Raw genomic sequence first — 23,281 nt, forward strand, 5'->3', positions numbered from 1 at the left:
TCCTTTCTCTCCCTTCACCGTCTTAAATTAATGTATGAAGAAAAAGCTAGAAAGATGAATTAAATCCTCTATTATTTACAGAAAAAAGACAGACCATATGCAGTCTGCCTCTTTTGATTTATTCTAATATATTTTTTACTTTCTTCACGACATGTGTGGAGCCGCCTCTGCCTTGCACTCCTTCTATCATCATAGAGATAAGCAGGTTTTTGTCTTTTTTATTATAAGTAACAAACCAGCCATTTTCTGTTCCTGTTTCCCCTTGTTTTGCTTTTAATTCTGCTGTTCCTGTTTTTCCTGCTAAAGTTAAGCCATTTATTTTGCCTGAATGGGCAGTTCCACTCGGACTGTCGATGACTTGTTGAAGATCATTGGAAATCGTATTGGCTGTGGTGCTGCTCATACTATTTTCTTTCCACACTTGCCCAACTTCTTCGTTTGATAGAAGAATCGGTTTTATGACATTTCCACTGTTTACAAAGGCAGAATAAGCAGATGCCAAATGAAGCACACTTGTTTCGACTTGCCCTTGGCCGTAGCCTGAGTCAGCTAATTGGATTTCTGTATCCATTTTTCCAATCGTTGGCTTTTCTATTGGATATGGATATTGGAATTCTTCTTCAAAACCGAATTTTTTTAACTCGGCTGTTAACTTGTCTTTCCCTAAATCGAGTGCTGTTTGCGCAAAATATATATTGTCGCTGTATAATAAAGCATCTGCTAAGTTAACAGGTTTTGTACTTGAATGCACTCTTGTTACATAATAATTTCCCCATGATTTATTCTTTTGCCATTGCTTCGTTGTAATTTTCCGCTGTTGTTCTGGCGAAATCACGTTCTCTGTTAATGCAGCCGCTGCAACAATTGGTTTTAAAACAGATCCCGGTGCATACGTTAATTTAAAACGATTCGTAAATGGCTCTAATTTATTGTTTGTATATGCTTCTCTTTCAGTTGAGGTTAATCCAACAACCATTTTGTTTGGATCATAAGAAGGACTGCTCACTAACGCTAATGTTTCGCCCGTTGTTGGATTTATCGCTGCTGCTGCACCAGCATCTCCATGCATTTTATCGTATATCTTTTTTTGCAAATCTGCATCAATGGTTAATTTAATATTTTCGCCATTTTTCACTTCTTTTTCGGCTAGGACAACATTTGACCCATCTGCTTTGTTAATAGATATTTTGACACCATTTGAACCTTTTAATTGCTCTTCAAACACTTGCTCTAGTCCTCTTTTTCCAATAACATCTGTGCTGGAATAGCCCTTCTCCTTTTGTTTCTCCAGCTCTTCAGCTGTTATGCTGCCAATATATCCGATCAAATGAGCAGTTGCTTCTCCAAAAGGGTATATTCTGCCTTTTGTATCTTGTTTCTGTACACCAGGCAATGCAAACAGCTTCGATAAGTACGCCTGATCTCCGGTTGCAACCTTTTTAATTGGCACGAAATAGCTTGGCTGCACCCAATCTGCATTTAATGCCTTTTCAATTGTTTCTTTTTTAATGTCAAGCAGTTTTGCAAGTTTGTCTATAACCGCTTCTTTATCATCGCCCATCTGTTCCGGTACAAGCCCAACCTCATAAATGACACCATTCATTGCTAACGGATTTTCATTTTTATCCATAATTACTCCCCGTTCGGCTTCGATTGTTTGTAACGAAACTTTATCATCTGCACCTAAGTCAGCAAATAGATAGGTTGTATCCCAGTTAATATACCAGTTTTCTTCTTTGTCTTTTTCTTCTTTTACAAGGGTTGCATCGTTCTCAAAGCTAATCTCGCCAGCAACACTATTCATTTTCGCAGCGAAAGGAATGGAAGCTGTCTCCGCTTTATCAAAATCTTCTTCTTTAGAAGGCTTTGTGTACGTTATATTGACATCACTTATTTCTAAATCGCTGTATAACTTTTGGTAGCGAGAAACAAAATCTTCTTTTGAGATAGACTTTTTTGCTTTTTTCGAAAGAAATGCATACATGTCTGCAAACTTCTGTTCATTCCATAGCTTCACATACTGTGAAAGACGTTCATCTGGAGTTGGCTCCTTCTTGCTGCAGCCAACCACTCCAATTAGTAAAAACATAAGTAAAAGCACTAACAGTTTTTTCATACCTATTCCCTCCTAAATAATAGGGTACCATTATTATTAGTTTGTTCACAAATTCTCCCTACCTCCTTTTTAAAAAGGCTCTGTTAAACTTGCCTATTGATTGCAGCGAGAGGCATTCGCTTTCCGCGGGGGGTCCGGGAGCCTCCTCGGCGCTGTGCGGAGGTCACTGAAAAAGTGGATGCTATGAAATATAGATAGGAAAATCCAAGCACTTAGAGGTTTTCGTTCGGTTTTCCGAGGCTTACCACACGCTTTCCGCGGGGCGAGCGCCAAGCCTCCTCGTCGCTTTGCTCCTGTGGGGTCTCGCCTGTCTCGCTAATCCCGCAGGAGTCGTGCGGACGCCTCTCCTAACCAACATGATGGTCGTTTTCAAACTCTCTATACCATTTTTATCCTACTTAATAGAAGGGTTTTACCTATAATTTATTTATAATAAAACACTTCTTCAGTGGCCACGCTTTACTCATGTGGAGTCTCACGCCTTCCACTCCACTCAAAAAAGTATCAAAATCAACAATTAGCTCTAACACAGCCTTTAAAAATAGAGGTTGTTCGGTCCGGGAACCATTGCTGTCTCATCTCTTCACGGATCGTCAAAGTACTCCCCTTGTTCCTCGATCTTCTCTGCTCTAATTATCTTTCTTTTTGGACTCGACTAAAAAATCCGATTTCCACACTTCTCTCTTTTCCGTTTACATCGAACTTCGGATTTCGATAACGATAATTCCCCACTACCCATTTAGTGTAATTAATGTTATTTTTTCGGCTTTGTTCTTCCGTTCATATTATATCAAGAATAGTGATGAGATTGGATTATATTGCTAAAATTATCATAGGAATATAATCTTATTATATGCATGTTTCAAAGAGATTTGGTTGCCTTTTATTTTATCGCTCTTTTCGTATAGATTGTTGTTATTTAACCCGCAGGAGTCTACGTGTATTCTGGCTGCTCAGTGCTTCAGTCATATTTTTTATTTGATTCATAAACAACAAACTTTGAGAAAAAGCCTATTTTATTGATAAACTAATACTAGGTGATGAAATTGAAAAAGATTATTCTTTTTGATGGTGTATGTAATTTATGTAGTGCTTCTGTTCAATTTATTATAAAAAGAGATCCTAATGGGATTTTTGCATTTTCCTCCCTTCAAAGTGAAACAGGACAAAAGCTGCTGAATGAATATAAAATAAACAACCATTTAGACAGCTTAGTACTTATAGCGGATGGAACATATTACAAAAAATCGGATGCTGTACTTCAAATCTGCCGTCAACTAAACGGCGGGTGGAAATTTTTTTATGTATTAAAAATAATTCCTTCGTTTATTCGCGACCCATTTTACCATTATATTGCTAGTAATCGTTATAAATGGTTTGGGAAAAAAGAGATCTGCATGCTGCCAACAAAGGAAATAAAAAACCGCTTTCTTTAAACAAAATGTACACTTTGTCTAAAGAAGACGGTTTTATTTAAAGGTAAGAAAGCATAAATTTTAATAAAAAAACGAACCCTCTTTTATAAATCAAAGGTTCGTCATTACGTTTTATTCATAGCTGTTAATTCCTTTTATTTTTCTTTTTTTAAACTTGTCGGGATTTTTGGTAAATGAAATAATGGACTAGATGCTTTAACAAACATTTTGGATAAAGATAATGTTGCGTTTGATAGATGTTTAGCAGTCGCTTTCTTCAAATTTATCACCCCCTTTCAAGACATCATTCATGCGATGTATGCCTTTAATCATAAAAGGAATAATGGTGATACTTTGCAGATATGCTCCTATTAAAAATGCAGGATAATCGAAAAACACTGCAAGCAAACTACTCATAAATAAAATACATAAAGCAAAATTTTTCTTCTTCTTTTCCCAGCTTATTGCATGAACAACTTGATCTTGTTCGTAAAATGGGGCATAACGGATATATAAATAGAAAGCACATACTGCATAAAATATAACAGAAATGATATGAACTGATAAAAAGGATCCGATTACCATAAAAAGTGTACTTCCTAATGAGCAAGCGAATGCATGGTTCAAGTGTGGACCACCTGTTAGCAATCGCATACTCATAAAAGCAAAAGCTATAGCTAATATATAAAACGGTTTTCCAATGATAAAACCAACTGCAGTCAGCAGCAGCGTTGTCATAATTATGTTAAAAACGATGATGAAGCCAAAAACTAACACATCATGTGGTGCTGTTTCGTCAGGATTCGATTTTTTTATTTTGTCTGCAAACACTACTGCATATCGCTCTATCATCGTTTCAACCCCTTATAGAGAATGTTTTCACGTACTCATATAACTGGAATCAAAATCTTAACACTAACTGGATCTAAAACAATATCTACAGTCGCTTTATTTTGTTTTAACTTGATGATGGCATCAAATAAACCTAAATCTGTGTTAATTGGATCAATAAAAAGATTGGCTGCTATTGTATAAGAAAAATATTTATCTGTTATTTCTATGTTAATGTGGATCAATTTCTGGACATCGGAAGCAGCTTGAAAAAGGGAAAGGATTAAATCATCAATAATTAAACTTAAATTTCTAATTTGGCTTAAACTTGTAAATTCTTCTGAACTTATTTGCGTTTTAATTACCATCTCAACCTCTAATAAATCGGCCAATTTCCTTTTATTATTGAAAAAAGAAAATAATAATGGGTCGAGTCCTTCCATTCCTTCCCTGAAATTTCTTTTCTTCCAATTATTATTTATTTGCTGCAGCTGATGTGTGTCCATATACTCTGTAATAATAGAAGGTGAACCAGAATGATTTAATTTTTCAATTGCTCTGAAATGCATGACATATTCTTGTTTTAATTTCTCTACAAATGTTGCTATTTGCTGTTCTTGGTCTAAATAATACTTTTTTGCATGCAATAATTGTTTCATTTGAAGCTGTGAATGTAAGATTAAATAACACAGCATCATTCCAAACAACACGATGATACTCAGCAGAACAAATGAATATTTCACTTGTTTATCTACCATCATAACAGCCGTTCCTACACATATGAAAATATAAGTCATCACAAATAGTGCTTGAATCATTCTTTTTATTTTTTTATCGAGATTATCCGCTTTTAATTGATACCTCAATTCAGAAATTTGAAGCTTGTTTCTATATAAAATATAACAAAAAATCAATAATAAGGAAATAGTTATTACTGGGATTATTACTGAAACATTACTCATTTTAAAAAGCTTTACATAACTTCCTTGCAGGATACTGGAATACAGCTCAATAATAAGCAGCTGCAGAAATAAATAGAATCCGTACCCAATACTTGTTAAAGTGATTGCTTCTATGTTATTTGTTTTCAATCCAAATTTTATTAGAGTGATTAAAATAATTATTTGTATACCCACTATTACAGGAATGGGAAGAGAGATTGCATGTAAAAAAATTGATAAAAAGCTCATTAATGCGGATTGAATGATGATGCTTTTTATATAATTTTTATATTTATAACCTAGGAAAATAAGTGGAAAGGAAATTAATCCACCCCATTCTATTAGAGATACTAAAAAAGTTATTATATAGCTCATAAACAATCGATCTCCTAACTGATCTAAAAACAAGGCTCTTTGCGTATAGATTGTTGTTATTTAACCCGCAGCCTGAATACACTTCGCTTTCCGCGGACGAGTGCCGAGCCTCCTCGTCGCTATGCTCCTGTGGGGTCTCGTCTTTCTCGCTTTTCTAAGCAGGAGTCTACGTGTATTCAGGCTGCTCAGTGCTTCAACCAAGTTTATTGTTTTATTCAAAAACAACAAACTTTTAGAAAACAGCCAAAAACAATTACTTTTCAACGTGGGAGTTTTATGTGTCAAAATTAGTATGCCTACTTTCAGGAATAGATATATTGACATGAACACCTTTGTTTAGCTCACTGTTAATCTCTAATTGACCTTGTAACGTTTCCACAATAGTTTTACATATTGGCAAACCTAAACCAGTTCCCTCTTCTTTCGTCGTATAGAAGGGATAGAAGATATTTTCTAATTGTTCTGGGGAAATTCCAGGACCACTATCTTTAATGGAAAGGACTATTTTTTTATTTTCTTTTGCCGCTTCAATCATAATAGTCCCATTTTCTTCAATTGCTTCTCCTGCATTTTTTATTAGATTAATTAATAGTCGTTCAAAACGGCCTGCATTACCGGAGATATAAAGGTTACTTGCAATATTAGTAAGTATCGTAATATTTTTATTTTCAAATTGAAGAGAATAAATCGTCACAATTTTTTCAATACTGTGCTTCACATCAATAATCGTTAAATTATCATAATGTAAATGAGATTTCGATAAGGTTAGCAGCTCTTGTATTAGCAATTCAATTCTATTTGCTTCCTCACGAATAATGGAAGAATACTGTGCAATATTTGTTTCTGATTTCGACTTTGCTTCTTGTTCCAGGTATTGTGTAAAACCAATAATAGTAGTGAGCGGATTTCTTATTTCATGGGCAAAAAAAGCCGCCATTTTTCCTATTTCGGAATCAAAGTTATCACTCGATAATTGTTGATGTTCTGGAACAAATGTTGAATTGGTTGTCTCTTTTATTTTCTTTTTTCTTTTTGACCATTTTCGGCTGAACACACGTATCATAATGTAAGCTTGCACTCCTATTGAATTCATCTAATAGTCTAAAATAAGAAAAGCGGAAGCACCCGATTAGCGACCAGTTTACCTTCAAAAATTTTCTTTTCTTTTAAAAAATATCCTGCTTAGGTAACTTTTTGAACATCCTCTTTAATTATTCTCTTTCCTGTACACTTATCCCTCTATGTTTCTATTTTTTATATTAAAAAAAGTGAATTTCTAAGAAAAGCGCAGGCGTCTTGACCAGCCCCGAAGAAAAATGTTCTCTTGGCTCAAAAAGTGTTCTTTACTTTTAGAGCCAAGAGGTTATCTTTCACAGGGGCTAGGCGCCGGCCGGCTAAATGCGCCACGTCCTGTGGCAACGCCGGCACTTGTACATCCTGTACGTCGGAGCTAGACACTTATCTAAGTTGGAAAATTTTATCTTTCTTATCTTTCAATAACAAAAAAAAGACCGCTCTCTTCTTAAGAAAACGGCAGAAAATTGGAGATAAAAGGACTACTCGTAAAGTAAAAAAAATAGGGTTTAATAGAATTAATTGTTCTATTAAACTGCTCAATTAAGAGATATTCAACTATTATTAACACGATGGCGTAGGTGGGCCTTCTTTAAATAGCAAAGATATTCTTAATATATTGCGGTCGTTTCTATTAAACCATATTATATAAATAGATGTATTCTTTGTTTTCACGGTTTATAAGCCGATTTTAGTTATAAATCTCTCTTTTTATCTCAAAAATACTTACAATTATAACTTTAGGAATATTTCATAGGAAGTGATACATTGGATTTTTCAGCTGTTGGAGAAAAAATAAAAGAATTACGTAAGGAAATTGGGTTATCTCAAAAAGAGTTGGCACACAATATTTGTACGCAATCTCAAATTAGTAAAATTGAAAAAGGAGAGGTACTGCCGTTGTCCTCTACTTTATATTTAATTTCACAACGATTAGGAATCGATGTCAATTATTTCTTTGACATTGGTACAACTCCAAGACTGGATTATGTAGTGGAAACTAGCAGACAATTAAAAGCCGCCCGTAGAAATACGGATTATAATACTATTAAACAAATTGTCGAAGCAGAAGAAAATAATCCTCTTTTCACCAGTAATAAAAAACATTTTCAAATACTGCTTTGGCATAAAGCAATTTACGAATTTGAAGTAAACCGTCAATTTCAAAAAGCGATTCAGTTGATTGATGAAGCTGTCCAATTAACTTTTGATAAAGTATTTTCTGAAAAAGAAATAGAGATCTACATTAGTAAAGGTATTTTTTATTACGAAGAAGGTTTAATAGAGGAAAGCTTAAAAATTTATTATAAAGCATTTGATCACTTAAATCATATTCCTCATTTACAGGATGACACGATAAAAAGCCGACTTTATTTTAATATCGCTAAATCACTTACTGACTTAAAACAATATAAAACATCCATCTCTTACTGTAAAGAAGCGATAGATTGGTCTATCGAAAAAGATAACCTCTACCTTCTTGCACATTTTCACTACCATATAGGCTATAACTATGAGCTTCAAGAGAAATTTCAGCTTGCAACAAACTATATGAAAGAAGCAGTAATGATTTTTCAACTAGTAAAAGACACTCGATATATCGATTATATTCAAAATAAAATTGAACAGTGCAATACATAGAAAAGCGGAAGCGCCTTAGTCAGCCCCGAAGAAAAATGTTCTCTTGACTCAAAAAGTGCTTTTTACTTTTAGAGGCAAGAGGTTATCTTTCACAGGGGCTAGGCGCTGTAGCTAGACACATAGAAAAGCGCAAGCGCCTTGGTCAGCCCCGAAGCTAGGCACCCACAAACTTCATTAATAATTATTAAAAAATTTGGATAGGTAAAGCCTCACACAATAAGGCTGGTGTGGGGCTCTCCTATCCTTCTTATTTTCTATTATTGTATTATAAGAAAACAATGCACCGTCTCTATGCCAAACCCATGTGAAAATTGTCCTATTTTTCCTCGCTACACTCTTTTCCCCTTATAAACAAGTACCATCGACTTCCCTATATGATAAGATAGTTTCATAGAATACTAATTATTGGGAGTGAGTGTCAAAATGAAGAAAAAAGTCACAACCTTGGCCACCGCAGCCGTTATTTCAACCGCTTTCACTTCAACTGCATCTGCTAGTACATATGTTGTACAAAAAGGAGATTCGTTAAATAAAATTGCAAAAAAATATAATACGACTGTTCAAAAATTAAAATCCAGCAATAATTTATCAACTGATACTATTTTTATTAATCAAAAGTTAACCATTACAAACAGTTCAAATAAAACGATTCAACAAGCTTCCGTATCCACTGATGATACAAATAACGCTTCATCAGCAACAACCTATACCATTGTATCTGGGGATACACTTCTTAAGATTGCTAATAAGTATTCTATTTCATTAGCTGAATTAAAACAATGGAATAATATCAATTCCGATGTGATTTATCCTGGAAATGTATTAGTAGTTTCTAAACCAGCTACAGTCTCTTCCAATACAAACACAGATTCTTCCAATGAGACAAGTACAAATAATCGTGAAAATCAAGGGATTGCAACAGATAATTCATCTACTTATACGATAAAAAGCGGGGATACTTTAGGTAAAATTGCATCAGCATACAATCTTTCCTTGTCCCAATTAAAACAATTAAACAATCTAACTTCAGACCTCATTTTTCCAGGTCAACAATTAAAGGTGTCACCTTCTGACAGTAATCCACCAGTCAGTATTGAAAATAAAGAACAAAAAATAGAACAACAAAAACAACCAAGCTTTATTTCTAATCCAACGAATACGGATCCTGCTTCTTTTGAAACAACTGTCCTAACAGAAGCACAAAAAATGATTGGCACACCATATAGTTGGGGCGGCACAACATCTGCTGGATTTGATTGCAGTGGTTTTGTGTATTATGTGTATTCCAAAGCGGGAAAGCCACTTAATCGATTATCTACTTCAGGTTATTATGACCGGAGTTATTATGTAGACTTCCCTAAAGTTGGCGACCTTGTATTTTTTAAAAATACATATAAAGAAGGCATTTCTCACCTTGGCATCTATATTGGCAACAATTCGTTTATTCATGCTGATTCTTCCAAGGGTGTCCGTATTACAAGTTTAGATAACGCTTATTTTAAAGACCACTTTGCAAGCTTTAAACGATTTTACTAAAGAGGGTTCACGGAATCCTCTCCTTTTTCTTCTATTCATTCCTTTTTATTCTTCTCTCCTTCCTTTTTCTGACCCTACCATCCTATTTAGAAAAACGGTATAATTAAAGAATGGTTTTTTTTTACACGATAACTTTATAGAGGATGTTCAAAAAGGCATCAAATGATAAGCGGCGAATCTCTTCGTTGGCTTGCTTTTCCGCTACTCACGTATCTAATTGCATACGTTCCGTTGCTCAAAGCTACGCCGCCTCGACCTTCTTGCTTCTAATTTGTTACCTTTTTGAACACGCACTTTTTACGTCTATTCATTAAACATAAAGCTAATAATGAATAGCAATGAACTTATTCTATATATTTAAAGCTGCTTTATTAATTAATTTGGATCAATAGCACCTCTGCAAAAGGTTCTGGTCATTTTCGGGAGGGATAAGAACGATGTTTCTAGAAGAATATTTAGAGCCGTTGAATTTTTGCGCTGAAAACTTCAATAAACTACTTGATGCAAACAATCCCGCTTCTCAAAAAATAGTAGAAAAAGGATTGCTCCTTTATAGGCAAGGATTTGTATCCCAAGTAAAAATAGATAATAACTCAATAATTGGCGTCGTTCAAGATGTTACGCCAGTTAAAGTAACCCTTGATTTAACTTTTATCCAATTCAGTTCATGTACGTGCATGAGCAATGGATTTTGTCGTCATCAGTTGGCTCTTTTCTTCTATTTACTTGGTCAAACAGGCAAAGTATCCACATGGCTGACAGATTGGCGCCAACCAATCCCCAAAAAAGGAGCGCTGAAAAATTTGCCATTAAGGAAAGCCAGTGATTTATTACCGAAATCTGATGCAAAGGAACCTAACTATACAGAATGGATTACAACCTTTAATGAAGACTTTGATGCAATCATTGGCAAGAACAGTGATAAAGCCTATACCATTGCAGAGATGTACACTGTTTATATTCGCAAGCTAAAAAATTATGCTCCCTTCCAAAACGAATGGAAGCTATTATACTTATTAATCGGAAAAGTGTATACATTTAAAAAACTGCTTCAGTTAAGCAACACCTTGCAGCATTCTACTGACACGATAAACCGCTATTATCGTCATGTTTATCATGATTTATTAAACGGTGTGGTAGAGTGTATAAATAAATTGGCTAATTTTACAATGCCTTTTGCTTTTGATGCATTTTTACAAAGGCTAAAGGATGAATGTGAAGATATTCTAACAATTAATACTAGTATTACATTTGAATCCATTCATATATACCGTGTGCTTTGGACCAATATTTTTACGAAAAAGCAATGGCAGCAAGAGGAATTAGCAAGATTAACTGGGAAAGAAACAGCTTTCTTTACGGAAAAAGTTGCTTGCATCCATCTGCAAATTCTTTTGCGAAAAGATAAACAAGCACTGGAAACGATTCGAATATTACAAATAGACATCATCCCATATATGATATATTGGATCGATTATTTTAATAGCCGTAAAGCGTGGAATCGTCTGGAACCGTATATTCAAGCTTACACCCAGCCATTAAAAGGGTATTTTTCCATTATTAATGATGATTTTGATTATTGCCATGAATTTAGTATGATAGCGATAAAATCGATCATGCCATTTTGTGAAGCAAAAAACCGAAGCGATTTGTTAGAAAAAACGTATATCCAAACACTGCCTTTTAGTTTTGAACACTATGAAAGGTTTTTATATGAAAAAGAGTATTTAGACAAATGGATTGATTTGCTTACGTATATGGGAATTGACATTGACATGCTTCATCATTCTCAAATTAAAATGCTGCAGCAGTATGATCAAAGCCTGCTGTTATCTCTTTATCATCGCTCGATCCAAGAACATATTCATTCAAAAACAAGGGAACATTATCGCATCGCCGTTCGTCAATTAAAAAAATTACGCACTATATATAAAAAGTTAAAAAGACAACAAGAGTTTGACCGTTTCTTTACCATTACACTTGAGCGGACAAAGAGATTAAGGGCCTTTCATGAAGAATGTAGGAAGGGTAAGTTGATACATGCTGAAAAATAATAATATCAAAATAAATGTTCATTATTATGAGGGAAAAGGATTTTTTTTAACTGGAGAAGTGGATGATTTTTATGTCCATCCAGACTATTGGGAAAAGCTTCTCTTCCAGTATCATGCAGAAAGCTATTATGGAACGATCTTGCAACAACAATCTATCGCTGGAATAGAAGGAATTCTTTTAAACAGCTGGCAGCTCGCCACGTTATTTGCAAATGAACGCTTTAACCGGTATATCGAGTGGGATTGGAATGAAACTGCACAAGTATGTTTAGCTGCAGCACCAGCCCTGCATGAAGCGATCATAAAAAAAGAATGGATCCCTAATTTTAAAGAATGGGAACAAAACAGCTTTCGTTGGGCTTTGCCAGAAAGTGTGACGGAGGAATTTACTGCATCTTTTTGGGAAGAACAACGGCAAGATGAACTGGAAGGCCAAAACAATCAAGACTTTATTGACATGTGGTTCCATCAATCATTAGACCTTTATTTGGATGAAAACGTAGAAGCAAAACAACAGTTTCAACAAAAAATTACTGCTTTACAAAGCAGCAATATTCCTTCTGCTAAATTATCTGCTTATTTTACAGAAGCAACATGGCAAGAATGGATGGGTTTATCTGATAATCCTTGCCCTTTTACACTAGGAATTAAGCTGGAAGAGCCAGCAGAATTGGCTTCAACATGGAATTTGGATCTTTTTCTGAAAGCAAAGAACGACTCCGAAAGTTACGATCTTGGAAACATGCCGAAAAAATGGCAGGCATTCGAGTCTTTTATCAGAGAAGAGCAAGCTCGTTGGATAGACCTTTTTCCTTGGCTGCAAGGAGAGAAGAAAGGGATTACGAGCCAACTGACAGAAGAAGAAGCATGGATGTTTCTAACAGATGCCAGCGAAACATTGCTTACTCTTGGTGTCGATATTTTGCTTCCTTCTTGGTGGCAGGCGATGAAAAGTGCCAGCATGAAGGTAAAAGCAAAAGTTTCCAACACAAACCATCGGCCTTCCTTTGTTGGCCTCCAAGCAATGTTAGATTATAATTGGCGTTTTTCCATGAATGGCGTCAATCTGTCGGAAGAGGAATTTAATAAAATGGTGGAAGAAAAACGGCGCCTAGTTTATATCAGAGGTCGCTGGATTAAATTAGACCCCTCTTTTATCCGACAAATACAAGATTTAATGAAAAAAGCAGAACAAGAAGGACTTCATGTTCGTGATTTAATTGAACAGGAATTAATGTCGACAGAGGAACAGCAGGAAGAGGACTTAGAAAATCCAAAAACGTTTGCAAAAATCCAAATTGAGTTAAACAAACAGTGGCGAACGATGATTCAGCAATTAAAAGAAATAAAAAATTTGCCGCTTGAAAAAGTCCCAACTAGCTTTTTGGGAGAATTAAGGCCTTATCAAGTACTCGGTATGAGCTGGCTATTATTTTTAAGAAAATACGGCTTTGGTGCGGTTCTGGCTGATGATATGGGGCTAGGAAAAACGGTTCAGCTTATCTCGTATTTACTAAAAGTAAAAGAAGCGGAACCAAACAACCGAACTCCGGCTCTTATTATTTGTCCGACCTCTGTTTTAGGAAACTGGCAAAAAGAGATTGAACGATTTGCTCCTCACCTTTCTATATATCTTCATTACGGATCAAATCGACTGAAAGAGGAGCAGTTTTTACAAAAAGCAATGGACAGTGATGTCGTCCTGACATCGTATGGTTTATCCCATATTGATATAGAACAATTTGAACAAATCACTTGGAGTTCTATTTCTATCGATGAAGCACAAAACATAAAAAATGCGCAAACAAAGCAGTCACGGGCCGTTCGTAAACTAAAAGGAAATCATTATATTGCTTTATCCGGAACACCAATGGAAAATCGCTTAAACGAGCTTTGGTCTATCTTTGACTTTACCAACCACGGCTATTTAGGAAGTCTTGGTCAATTCCAAAAAAGATATGTGATCCCGATCGAAAAAGAAGAGAAAGTAGAACAAATCCAACGACTGCAAAACATGATTCGACCGTTTTTATTAAGAAGAACTAAAAAGGATGAAGAAGTAGCTTTAAACCTGCCGGATAAGTTGGAACAAAAAGAATACTGCCCATTAACAGCTGAACAAGCAGCCTTGTATGAACAGTTAATTCATGATACTTTTGCAAAAATTGACCAATTAAGCGGCATGGAAAGAAAAGGGCTTGTCTTGCAAATGTTAAGCAGATTAAAACAACTATGCAACCATCCTGCTCTTTATTTAAAAGAGGAGAAGCCAAGCAATCTTTTGGAGCGTTCCGTAAAGATGGAAAAGCTGGCTGAATTGATGGAAACGATTTTGGAACGAAAAGAAAGCTGCCTTATTTTCACTCAGTATATTGATATGGGTGCCATGATTCAGCAAATGATGAAGAAGAAGTTTCAACTAGATGTACCATTTTTAAATGGAAGCGTACCAAAACAAACAAGAGACAAATTAATTCAACAATTTCAAGAAAATGAATTTCCGATTTTTCTTCTTTCCTTAAAAGCAGGAGGAACCGGATTAAATTTAACAGCTGCCAATCATGTTATTCATTATGACCGATGGTGGAACCCAGCTGTTGAGAATCAAGCAACCGACCGTGCATACCGCATCGGACAAACTAAATTTGTGCATGTACATAAAATGATTTGTACAGGCACATTGGAAGAAAAGATTGATGCCATGCTAGAAAAGAAACAATCATTAAATGAACAAATTATTCAAAATGAAAACTGGGTAACAGAACTTTCAACAGACGAATTAAAAGATTTAGTTTCATTATCATAAGAAAAGCGGAAGTGCCTTGATCATCGACGTACGGACTGGAGGGACTTTGACTGAGATAGAGGAAACATGAAGAGCCGAATGGCGAATCGATGTTGACTTATCGTAGGGAAAAGTCCTGAAGTACGATAGTCGATAGGCACTGGAGCTGGACAAAGAAAAGCGAAGGTGGCATTTCGTGAAAACATTTAAACTAATTTCTATTCAAGTGGTAATGGATGATAAGATTATTCCGATTGATTTACTGGATGGACTAATTATCAATAAAGAAGAAGAAAGTAAACTCTGGCTAATTGACCTTTATACGAATCACACGTATATCGACTTGTTTCAAAAAGCGAATGAAAAGAAAAAAAATATACTCGTTCATGCTGTCATTACAAAAAAAGAGAACGATCCGGCTCCATTTGAGGTAGAAGTTCGTTCTATCCAAATTTTTGAACAAACAGTAAGTATTCTTTTAGAAGGAACATTAAAGCGCAACCGTAAAGATTATGCCGAAATGCTGCTTGATTATTTGTTAGAAGAAGGGTATACAGGAACAGAATTATCCACTAAGTTTAAGGAATTGATGCAAAGCAAACCGCAATCAATACTTAAAAGCAATAGATTTGACGATTAAATAAGAAAAGCGGAAACGCCCTTGCTCATTGACAGAAAAAGCTGAGGTCCACAGGATGTGGATTACACAATCGTTGCCACAGGACGTGGCGGTTTTAGATTGTGTACCTTTCAGATATAAAGGAAACACGAAGAGCATAGCGATTCGATGTTGACTTATCGTAGACGAGGTGAGGGAAGCGTTGAAGTCGATAGGGCGCTGGAGCTAGACACTCGTCTAAGTTGAAAATTTTATACTTTCTTATCTTTTGAAAGAAACATTCTAACTATGTCACAAAGACAACGCTAGAATGTTTCTTTTGCTTCTTATTCGTCTTTATTATCTTTATCGTTTACATCTTTTTGATCTTCAATGATATCTTCACCAGGCTCATTATTATCGATTGCAGGATCACCATCGGTATCGGTATTTTCATCTGGTGTGTCTGGTGCATTGTCATTATCTAAATCTGCATCTGGCACCACGTCATTATCATCGACGTTATTATCTTCGATGACATCATCTTCCGGAGCAGGGTTTTGATCGTTATCATTAACTCCACATCCAGCTAGAAACATCGCAGATAATAAAGAGCATCCAAGAATTTTTAACCATTTGTTGCGCATTGTTTAACCCCTTTTCTTTTTCATAATAATTGACCACTTTAATAGGTCACTCATTATCATGTCCAAAGAAAACGAAGGATTGCATAAAAAAATTTTTTACCAATAAACTCCTAATTTTTCAAAGAAGAAAACATAAAAAAGGGCTCTTTTCGTATAGATTGTTGTTATTTAACCCGCAGCCTGAATACACTTCGCTTTCCGCGGACGAGTGCCGAGCCTCCTCGTCGCTATGCTCCTGTGGGGTCTCGTCTTTCTCGCTTTTCTAAGCAGGAGTCTACGTGTATTCAGGCTGCTCAGTGCTTCAGCTATGTTTATTTTTTTATTCAAAAACAACAAACTTTTAGAAAACAGCTTAAAAAAAGATGACATGCTGTCACCCTTCTTTCTTATCACCTAATCCAAAAATAATCTCTGCTTCACATGCAATTTCACCGTCTACTGTTGCTACACATTTGCCTTTACCAAAGCTTCCGCGAACACGAGTCATTTCTACTTCTAAACGAAGTTGGTCGCCAGGATATACTTGCTTTTTAAAACGGCAGTTATCAACTCCAGCCAAAAATGCTAGTCGTCCTTTATTTTCTTCTTTTATCAGCATTGCTACTCCACCAACTTGCGCTAACGCTTCTACGATAAGAACACCTGGCATAACAGGAAAATCTGGAAAATGCCCATTAAAGTACTCTTCATTTGCCGAAACATTTTTTATTCCAACAGCACGTTTTCCTTCTTCCACTTCTAAAATTCTATCTACTAATAAAAATGGATAACGATGTGGAATAATTTCCTTGATTTGATTTATATCTAACATTTTATGACCTCCTACTAACATGTGATTCTATCTTATTGTACTAAAAAACGATGGGAAAAACCAAAATAAAAATGATTGCTCACAGAAGCTAACATAGTTTTCACTCACAACCCGGTATGAAAATAAGAATTTGTTTAGGTAAAATTCACAAATAAATAGTGTACGTATCCAATCCATACTATATATTAATTAAAAACGAAATATAGAAGCAGAAAATTTCTATCATTACATTTCAAATAAGCGTAGCTTCGCCGCCTTTTACATCGTTTTATTTTTTATCTACTAAATCGATAATATGTGTCCAAGTTTCTTTTTTGAACGCATCGCTTGCTTTTCCATTCCCCATTACGCTATAGCCTATTACTGTTCCTGTACTGACGCTAAACGCCATCAATACAATAATTAACAGGATACGCAGCCAAATGGGAATAAGACGAACTCTTATTTTTTTTCTAGCAGCAGTAGTATTATCTTCTTTTTGCTGACTTGCTGCTTTTATCTGTTCTCTTGTTTTCATCATTTCTTGGCTACTACTGTTTACTGACATTATCCTATCTCCTTTTTAAACACGTACTTTAACGTATCCCGTTAACTAATCCCATCATTTGGTCGGCAATTGTGATGGATTTTGATTGAAATTGATAGGAACGCTGTGTTGTTAGCAGATTCACCATCTCTTTGCTTATATCTACGTTTGAATTTTCTAATGTATGCTGCTGCACTGCGATTTGCCCTCGTAAAGGTCCATCTAAATCTGTCAGCGCCTCGGCATTTTCAATATTGCCTGGAAGTCCATATAAATTATCCCCTTTTTTTTCTAAAAGCTGAGGGTAATTTGCATAAGAAACACCTAAGTTTACATTTTGTTCCTGTCCATTAGACAAAGCAGCAGTTAGTGTTCCTGTTGCAGATAACTTATATTCGTTTACATTATTGTTAAGCAAAATTGGATTATTCGTTTCATCTAAAACGGCATATCCTTGTTTCGTTACAAGCATGTTTTCATTTTCCGAAACGGGCGTTAAATAAAATGCCCCATCTCTTGTATATTGTACTTCAGAAGATTGTCCATTATTTACAAGAACACGGTATAACTGGCCTTCTTTTGTAAAAGCAGTATCCAATGAACGGTCCGTAGTTTTTAAACTTCCTTGTGACATTACCGTTTGCGATTGTGCTACCTTTGCCCCAACACCTTGTCGAATTCCGTTAGGAGTTAAACGGCTTACTTCTAAATCCGCATTTTCCTGATTATTAAACTGTTGAAAAAGCAAATCGGTAAATGTTGCATTTTTCTTTTTGTAGCCATTTGTATCTACATTCGCTATATTGTTGCTGATTGTATCCATTTGCTTTTGTAATTGCGTTAATGTATTTGTTGCTGTTAACATCGTTCTATTCATGTGTATCCCCCTGGGTGGGTGTAATAGCCACTACTTTACTTTGTATTATACTTTGCCGATCTCATTTGCTGCCTTGTCCATGCTTTTATCGTAAGCTTGCAGTATTTTCTGATTAGCTTCAAAGCTTCTATAAGCTGTCATCATTTCTGTCATTGTTTTTGCGGTATCAACATTTGAGTTTTCTAAAAATCCTTGTTTTAACTGAAAAGCTACTCCATCGGCTGTGTATGCATTTTCGAGGGCATTGTCATCTTGTTGGCGATAAAGACCGTCGCCCTCTTTTACAAGTGCTTGCGGATTATTTGTATAGCTTATTCCTAAACGATACCTTTCTCCATTGCTTCCTGTTAAAACACCATCACTCGAAACGGTAAATTGATCATTTTCAAGCTGAATCGTATTATTATTTTCATCTAGTACATAATAACCGTTAGACGTAGTTAAAAATCCTTGGCTGTCCAAAGTAAAGTTTCCGTTTCTTGAATAACGGACTTCTCCATCTGCATTTTGAATGGTAAAGAAAATAGAGCCCGTTTTATTGTTATCATCACCAGGAACTGTTTGATTCACAAGTGCCATATCTGTTTTAAGTTCGGTTTGCTGTAAATCACCTTGAACAAAATTCGGAATAGCTTCTTGCATGTATACACCTGTCGCCAATAATCCAATCGGAGTTTTTTTAGTTATCCCAGTAAAAGAATTCGTCTCTACACTTTTTTGTAAAAGTTCCGGAAAGGTACGAATGCTAGAATTGTCTGCCTTAAACCCTGGAGTATTGCTGTTTGCCATATTATTTGTTAACAATTCCGTTTTTCTTTGCTGTGTCAACATTCCAGATGCAGCAGTATAAAAACCTTTAAACATAATGATCTCCATTCTTTTTAATAGTTTTATTCCTAATTTCAAAATATACCGAACTTATCTATATACACTATTATAAAAAAAATCGACAAATATAACAGTATATTTTGCCGAAAATAAGCAATTTTTGCTATTAAAATTGACTATCTTCCTATATAAGTCGAGAATCTACAGAGTCGATCTTTAAATAAAAGTGGTTAAACAGATTTTCCGAAAAAAAAAAAATCGACTACTCGGAAACATTCCAAAACAGTCGATTTTTATAATAAGACAACTTATTTAAACACTAATATTATATATCCCATTATTACCCTAATCTTTTTTTCGGTAAACGATCGATATTATCCAACATGATGCCTGTTCCAATTGCTACACAATCCATTGGATTTTCTGCCACTAATACAGGCACTTTTAATTCTTCCGCTAATAATTGGTCCATTCCGTGCAGCAATGCGCCGCCGCCTGTTAATATAACTCCTCTGTCAATAATATCTGCTGACAGCTCAGGAGGAGTTCTCTCCAGTACACTTTTTGCAGCTTGGACAATAACTGCTACTGATTCTTTTAAGGCAAGCTCAATTTCTTCTGAATGTACTTTAATCGTTCTTGGCAGACCTGAAACCATATCTCGACCGCGAATATCCATTTCTTCTTTTCTAGCTCCAGGGAAAACAGTCCCAATATTAATTTTAATATTCTCTGCTGTACGTTCACCAATTAAAAGTTTATATTCTTTTTTAATATGGTGCAGGATTTCATTATCGAACTTATCCCCTGCCATTTTAATACTAGAAGAAGTAACAATATCCCCCATTGATAAAACAGCAACATCAGTTGTTCCGCCGCCGATATCAACTACCATATTTCCACTTGGTTGGAAAATGTCCATTCCAGCACCAATTGCTGCAACCTTTGGTTCTTCTTCTAAATAGATTTTTTTCCCGCCGCTTTTTTCTGCCGCCTCTTTAATGGCCTTTTGTTCTACACTCGTAATATTAGTTGGGCAGCAAATAAGAATTCGTGGCTTAGATAAAAATCCTTTTACATTTAACTTATTGATAAAATGTTTTAACATAGCTTCTGTTACATCAAAATCGGCTATAACACCATCTTTTAATGGGCGAATCGCTACAATATTGCCCGGTGTACGACCAACCATGCGACGAGCTTCTTCTCCAACAGCAAGCACTCTCCCCGTGTTTTTATCAAGTGCTACTACTGATGGTTCATTTAATACAATTCCGCGACCTTTTACATGAATTAATACATTGGCTGTTCCTAAATCAATGCCGATATCTCTAGCAAACATTATGTTTTCCTCCTGTCATTATTTTTCCGTAAATTCCTACCGCTACTCCGATTAGGCACATATCTTGTCCTAGTTTTCCCATGCTCATAAAAAGTTTTGTGTGAACTATTTCTGACACACTTTATTAAAATAGATAGCTCGTACTTGTATGTAAGAAGCTGGATAAAGTGGAGGTTACTTATGTTATTTCACTGTCTATTCAACTTTATCTCATTTCTTATTCATTTATTATTTTAATTTCCATTCATTTATAACATGAAAAAATATTCATTTCTATTGATACCAATCGTTTTATATCCTATACAAAGTATCATTTCTTTAGTATACTAAACATATGAAACATGCGTTCCTATTAGAGGAGGTTCAAAAAGGCACCAAATGATAAGCGGCGAATCTCTTCGTTGGCTTGCTTCTAATTTGTTCCCTTTTTGAACTTACATTAATGATGTTTTTGCGGTAAGCATATTATCCCACTCTAATTTTCTATTTTATCATAACCATGCTAAAAGGAATAACTTTTTGTAAAAATTTAGCGGTATTTCAGCAATTTTTTTCTAATTCGTTTATTAGGATAAAATATATTCGTCATTAACTTTCATTCAAAAAAGAATTTTGTTATAAAGAAACCTTTTTCAACAAGGCTGTTTTCATATAGATTGTTGCTTTTAAACGCGCAGCCTGCATACCCTTCGCTTTCCGTGGGCGAGCGACAAGCCTCCTCGTCGCGCATACGCTCCTGCGGGGTCTCGTCTTTCTCGCACTCCCACAGGAGTCTACATGTATGCAGGCTGCTAAGTACTCTTCTCCCATTTTTTTATGTAAAAAACAACTAACTTTGAGAAAACAACCCTCAACAAAAATAAAAAGCTCTATTTTTGAGCTTTAATACTTTATCAATTAATTTATGTATAGTTTTGGTTCTATCGACGGAGGTTTCCCCATCGATAGTAGTTTTTACTGCTTTATTGTGTATATGCGGTCCTTTTTTGTTATAAAAATTATACAGTTTCCCCTTCTAATTCTTCTTTTTTATACTTCATTTTCGTTGCTTCCCCACCACGAAGATGTCTGATTGATTTATGGTAATCAAGAATTTCTTTCACTTCATTGGCTAGATCCGGATTAATTTCTGGAAGCCTTTCTGTTAAATCCTTATGAACTGTACTTTTGGATACGCCAAACTCCTTCGCAATAACGCGAACTGTTTTTCTCGTCTCCACGATATACTTTCCAATCTTGATAGTTCTCTCTTTGATGTAATCGTGCACACCACTCGCCCTCCTTAAATTGGATGTGAGAAGTGTGAAATGAGACTCGCTTTTCGCTTCATAGAAATTCTTCATCCCGCACGTTTCCTTTCATACTCATGTAAAGTAGCTTTATTCCTCATGCGGCAGAAAGCTTACAGCGCTTTCTGAACTTATTATGATTAAGCATGTTCCCGACTGCATACCAATTATCTGTAAACGACTCTTCACTCCAAACTTCATCTTTGTAATGTTTGTAACAGTTTATTAGCTTGGGTATCAGTTTATGCAGAAAAAAGTGAATAGGGACAAGGTTTTGTCTTATTTTTTTTAAAAAGATTCCTTCTTCCATAAAAAAGAGGGTATCCAAACATAACTAAACAAATAATGACAGAACCAGCACTAGTAGGGAAAAGAAGACAAATTTCTCGGGAAATAACGATAATTTACAGAATAAGATAAAAGATTAAGTGGAAAATAATCGAAATAAGAAGATACGGTATTTAGTTCGACAATATAAGCAGGGATTAACTAGCTTACCTTATTCATTAAAAAAAGCCTGGTCTTCTTATTAGCGGCTATTTTTGCCAATAAGAATCACCAGACTATTTATCTTTTTATGCGTTAGGATCGGTTGTTACGCTGCTTTCAGAGTTTGGTTCATCTGTTGTTGATTCAGTAGAATCAGATGATTTTTTTTCTTGTAAAGAAGCATCATCACTTGATTTTGAATCTTCTACAGAAGAGCCTTCCGTACTTGGTTCTGCACTGCTTTCATCTAGTTTAGAATCTTCGTCGCTTGCCTTTTTTTCTACTGCCGCATTATCTTCTGTAGCAGCACTGGCACCGATTGATTCATCTTTTTCTAATGCACTTAATGACTTATCGAAAAAGTCAATCGGATTTACAGCCACATTGTTTTTGCGAATTTCAAAATGTACATGAACACTGGCTTCTTTATTAAAAGAACTTTTACCAGCTGTTGCAAGTGTTTGTCCTTTGTCTACTTGGTCGCCTTTTTCCACTTTAAAATCTTTTACTGATTGATACACTGTTTTGATACCATTTCCATGATCCAACTCGATTGTATTTCCTAACACTGGATCTGTAGTGACATTTGTAACGGTTCCACTTAAGGATGCAACAACATTAAATTCACTGTCATCCTTCATTTTCAAATCGATACCTGTATTCGGTTGGTACATATTATCATAGAATACTAATGCACCTACTTGTTTGTCTTTGCTTTCTGCATTGTCATAGAATTCTTTCTGTGTAACAACTGCATCTGGGTCAGCTACTGGCCAAGCAAAATTTTCTAAGTCTTTACTCACTGGCAGCCCTGGATCATTAAATTGTTTCGTTGGCGAATCAGTTGCATCATATTTAAAATCATCGCTGTTTGATACACTGTTTTGATACCAAAGAACACCTGTTAAAATAATGGCTGCACTTGCAATATAAACGGCTGGGAATGCCCAACGCTTTTTAAAGAAGCGTTTTACTTTCGAATTTGGAGAAGTACGTTTGTTTTCTTCCTCTCTCATTTATCATCACCTCAGCAATCATTCTGAACAGATAATGAGAATTATATACATTCTTCAAAAAAATTTTAAAAAGTTATTTTTCGACAAAAA

19 protein-coding genes are annotated in these 23,281 nt (G+C 35.4%); 6 read left to right on the forward strand and 13 right to left on the reverse strand.

Annotation, left to right across the window (positions count from 1 at the left end):
* Positions 1 to 118: 118 nt before the first annotated feature.
* Positions 119 to 2,116, reverse strand: a complete 1,998-nt coding sequence (locus ACTYA4_RS07330) for a penicillin-binding transpeptidase domain-containing protein (protein WP_443480970.1) — start codon at positions 2,114 to 2,116, stop codon at positions 119 to 121.
* A 1,040-nt stretch (positions 2,117 to 3,156) separates the two neighbouring features.
* Between ACTYA4_RS07330 and ACTYA4_RS07335 the strand changes: the two genes are divergently transcribed.
* On the forward strand, positions 3,157 to 3,552 hold the full coding sequence (locus tag ACTYA4_RS07335; protein WP_443480997.1) for a thiol-disulfide oxidoreductase DCC family protein: 396 nt from the start codon (positions 3,157 to 3,159) through the stop codon (positions 3,550 to 3,552).
* Positions 3,553 to 3,686: 134 nt separating this feature from the next.
* Here the strand turns inward: ACTYA4_RS07335 and ACTYA4_RS07340 are convergent, their stop codons facing one another.
* The 4 genes from ACTYA4_RS07340 to ACTYA4_RS07355 form a co-directional block, all read right to left on the reverse strand.
* The gene (locus ACTYA4_RS07340) at positions 3,687 to 3,812 is read right to left on the reverse strand and encodes an AgrD family cyclic lactone autoinducer peptide (RefSeq protein WP_443480969.1); all 126 of its coding nucleotides are present in this window, start codon (positions 3,810 to 3,812) and stop codon (positions 3,687 to 3,689) included.
* Positions 3,793 to 4,383 carry an accessory gene regulator B family protein gene (locus ACTYA4_RS07345; protein WP_443480968.1) on the reverse strand — a complete coding sequence of 197 codons (591 nt, stop codon included), beginning with the start codon at positions 4,381 to 4,383 and terminating at the stop codon, positions 3,793 to 3,795. The genes ACTYA4_RS07340 and ACTYA4_RS07345 overlap by 20 nt, the downstream gene beginning before the upstream one ends.
* A 35-nt stretch (positions 4,384 to 4,418) precedes the next feature.
* Positions 4,419 to 5,678 (reverse strand): hypothetical protein, encoded by a 1,260-nt coding sequence (locus ACTYA4_RS07350; protein ID WP_443480967.1) that lies wholly within the window; start codon positions 5,676 to 5,678, stop codon positions 4,419 to 4,421.
* 274 nt (positions 5,679 to 5,952) lie between these two features.
* Positions 5,953 to 6,741 (reverse strand): two-component system sensor histidine kinase NtrB, encoded by a 789-nt coding sequence (locus ACTYA4_RS07355; protein ID WP_443483650.1) that lies wholly within the window; start codon positions 6,739 to 6,741, stop codon positions 5,953 to 5,955.
* 779 nt (positions 6,742 to 7,520) lie between these two features.
* Here ACTYA4_RS07355 and ACTYA4_RS07360 point away from each other — a divergent pair.
* The 5 genes from ACTYA4_RS07360 to ACTYA4_RS07380 all read left to right on the forward strand — a co-directional run bounded on the left by ACTYA4_RS07360 (position 7,521) and on the right by ACTYA4_RS07380 (position 15,408).
* A complete protein-coding gene (locus ACTYA4_RS07360; RefSeq protein WP_443483649.1) occupies positions 7,521 to 8,393 on the forward strand; it encodes a helix-turn-helix domain-containing protein in 873 nt (290 codons plus the stop codon).
* A 423-nt stretch (positions 8,394 to 8,816) separates the two neighbouring features.
* Positions 8,817 to 9,929, forward strand: coding sequence for a C40 family peptidase (locus tag ACTYA4_RS07365; RefSeq protein ID WP_443483648.1), 1,113 nt, complete (start codon positions 8,817 to 8,819; stop codon positions 9,927 to 9,929).
* Positions 9,930 to 10,366: 437 nt separating this feature from the next.
* Positions 10,367 to 11,983: an SWIM zinc finger family protein gene (locus ACTYA4_RS07370; RefSeq protein WP_443483647.1), complete on the forward strand. Its 1,617-nt coding sequence runs from the start codon at positions 10,367 to 10,369 to the stop codon at positions 11,981 to 11,983.
* Positions 11,970 to 14,789 carry a DEAD/DEAH box helicase gene (locus ACTYA4_RS07375; protein WP_443483646.1) on the forward strand — a complete coding sequence of 940 codons (2,820 nt, stop codon included), beginning with the start codon at positions 11,970 to 11,972 and terminating at the stop codon, positions 14,787 to 14,789. The genes ACTYA4_RS07370 and ACTYA4_RS07375 overlap by 14 nt, the downstream gene beginning before the upstream one ends.
* Before the next feature lie 175 nt (positions 14,790 to 14,964).
* Entirely contained in the window at positions 14,965 to 15,408 is a 444-nt protein-coding gene (locus ACTYA4_RS07380) for a YwpF family protein (RefSeq protein ID WP_443483645.1), read from the forward strand.
* Positions 15,409 to 15,713: 305 nt separating this feature from the next.
* On the opposite strand, the gene ACTYA4_RS07385 is transcribed toward ACTYA4_RS07380, so the two are convergent.
* The 8 genes from ACTYA4_RS07385 to spoIIQ all read right to left on the reverse strand — a co-directional run bounded on the left by ACTYA4_RS07385 (position 15,714) and on the right by spoIIQ (position 23,191).
* Entirely contained in the window at positions 15,714 to 16,013 is a 300-nt protein-coding gene (locus ACTYA4_RS07385; protein WP_445505585.1) for a hypothetical protein, read from the reverse strand.
* A gap of 373 nt (positions 16,014 to 16,386) precedes the next feature.
* On the reverse strand, positions 16,387 to 16,824 hold the full coding sequence (gene fabZ, locus ACTYA4_RS07390) for a 3-hydroxyacyl-ACP dehydratase FabZ (protein WP_443480966.1): 438 nt from the start codon (positions 16,822 to 16,824) through the stop codon (positions 16,387 to 16,389).
* Positions 16,825 to 17,092: 268 nt separating this feature from the next.
* Entirely contained in the window at positions 17,093 to 17,371 is a 279-nt protein-coding gene (locus ACTYA4_RS07395; RefSeq protein ID WP_443480965.1) for a DNA-directed RNA polymerase subunit beta, read from the reverse strand.
* 28 nt (positions 17,372 to 17,399) lie between these two features.
* Positions 17,400 to 18,227 (reverse strand): flagellar hook-basal body protein, encoded by an 828-nt coding sequence (locus ACTYA4_RS07400; protein WP_443480964.1) that lies wholly within the window; start codon positions 18,225 to 18,227, stop codon positions 17,400 to 17,402.
* A gap of 45 nt (positions 18,228 to 18,272) precedes the next feature.
* On the reverse strand, positions 18,273 to 19,091 hold the full coding sequence (locus ACTYA4_RS07405; protein WP_443480963.1) for a flagellar hook-basal body protein: 819 nt from the start codon (positions 19,089 to 19,091) through the stop codon (positions 18,273 to 18,275).
* A 304-nt stretch (positions 19,092 to 19,395) separates the two neighbouring features.
* Complete coding sequence (locus tag ACTYA4_RS07410; RefSeq protein ID WP_443480962.1) at positions 19,396 to 20,397, reverse strand: rod shape-determining protein; 1,002 nt, start codon at positions 20,395 to 20,397, stop codon at positions 19,396 to 19,398.
* A gap of 998 nt (positions 20,398 to 21,395) precedes the next feature.
* Positions 21,396 to 21,665: a sporulation transcriptional regulator SpoIIID gene (gene spoIIID / locus ACTYA4_RS07415; RefSeq protein WP_101179322.1), complete on the reverse strand. Its 270-nt coding sequence runs from the start codon at positions 21,663 to 21,665 to the stop codon at positions 21,396 to 21,398.
* Between the two features lie 596 nt (positions 21,666 to 22,261).
* Positions 22,262 to 23,191: a stage II sporulation protein SpoIIQ gene (spoIIQ, locus tag ACTYA4_RS07420; RefSeq protein WP_443480961.1), complete on the reverse strand. Its 930-nt coding sequence runs from the start codon at positions 23,189 to 23,191 to the stop codon at positions 22,262 to 22,264.
* Positions 23,192 to 23,281 lie beyond the last annotated feature (90 nt).

The organism is Niallia yueguangensis, from assembly GCF_052663115.1.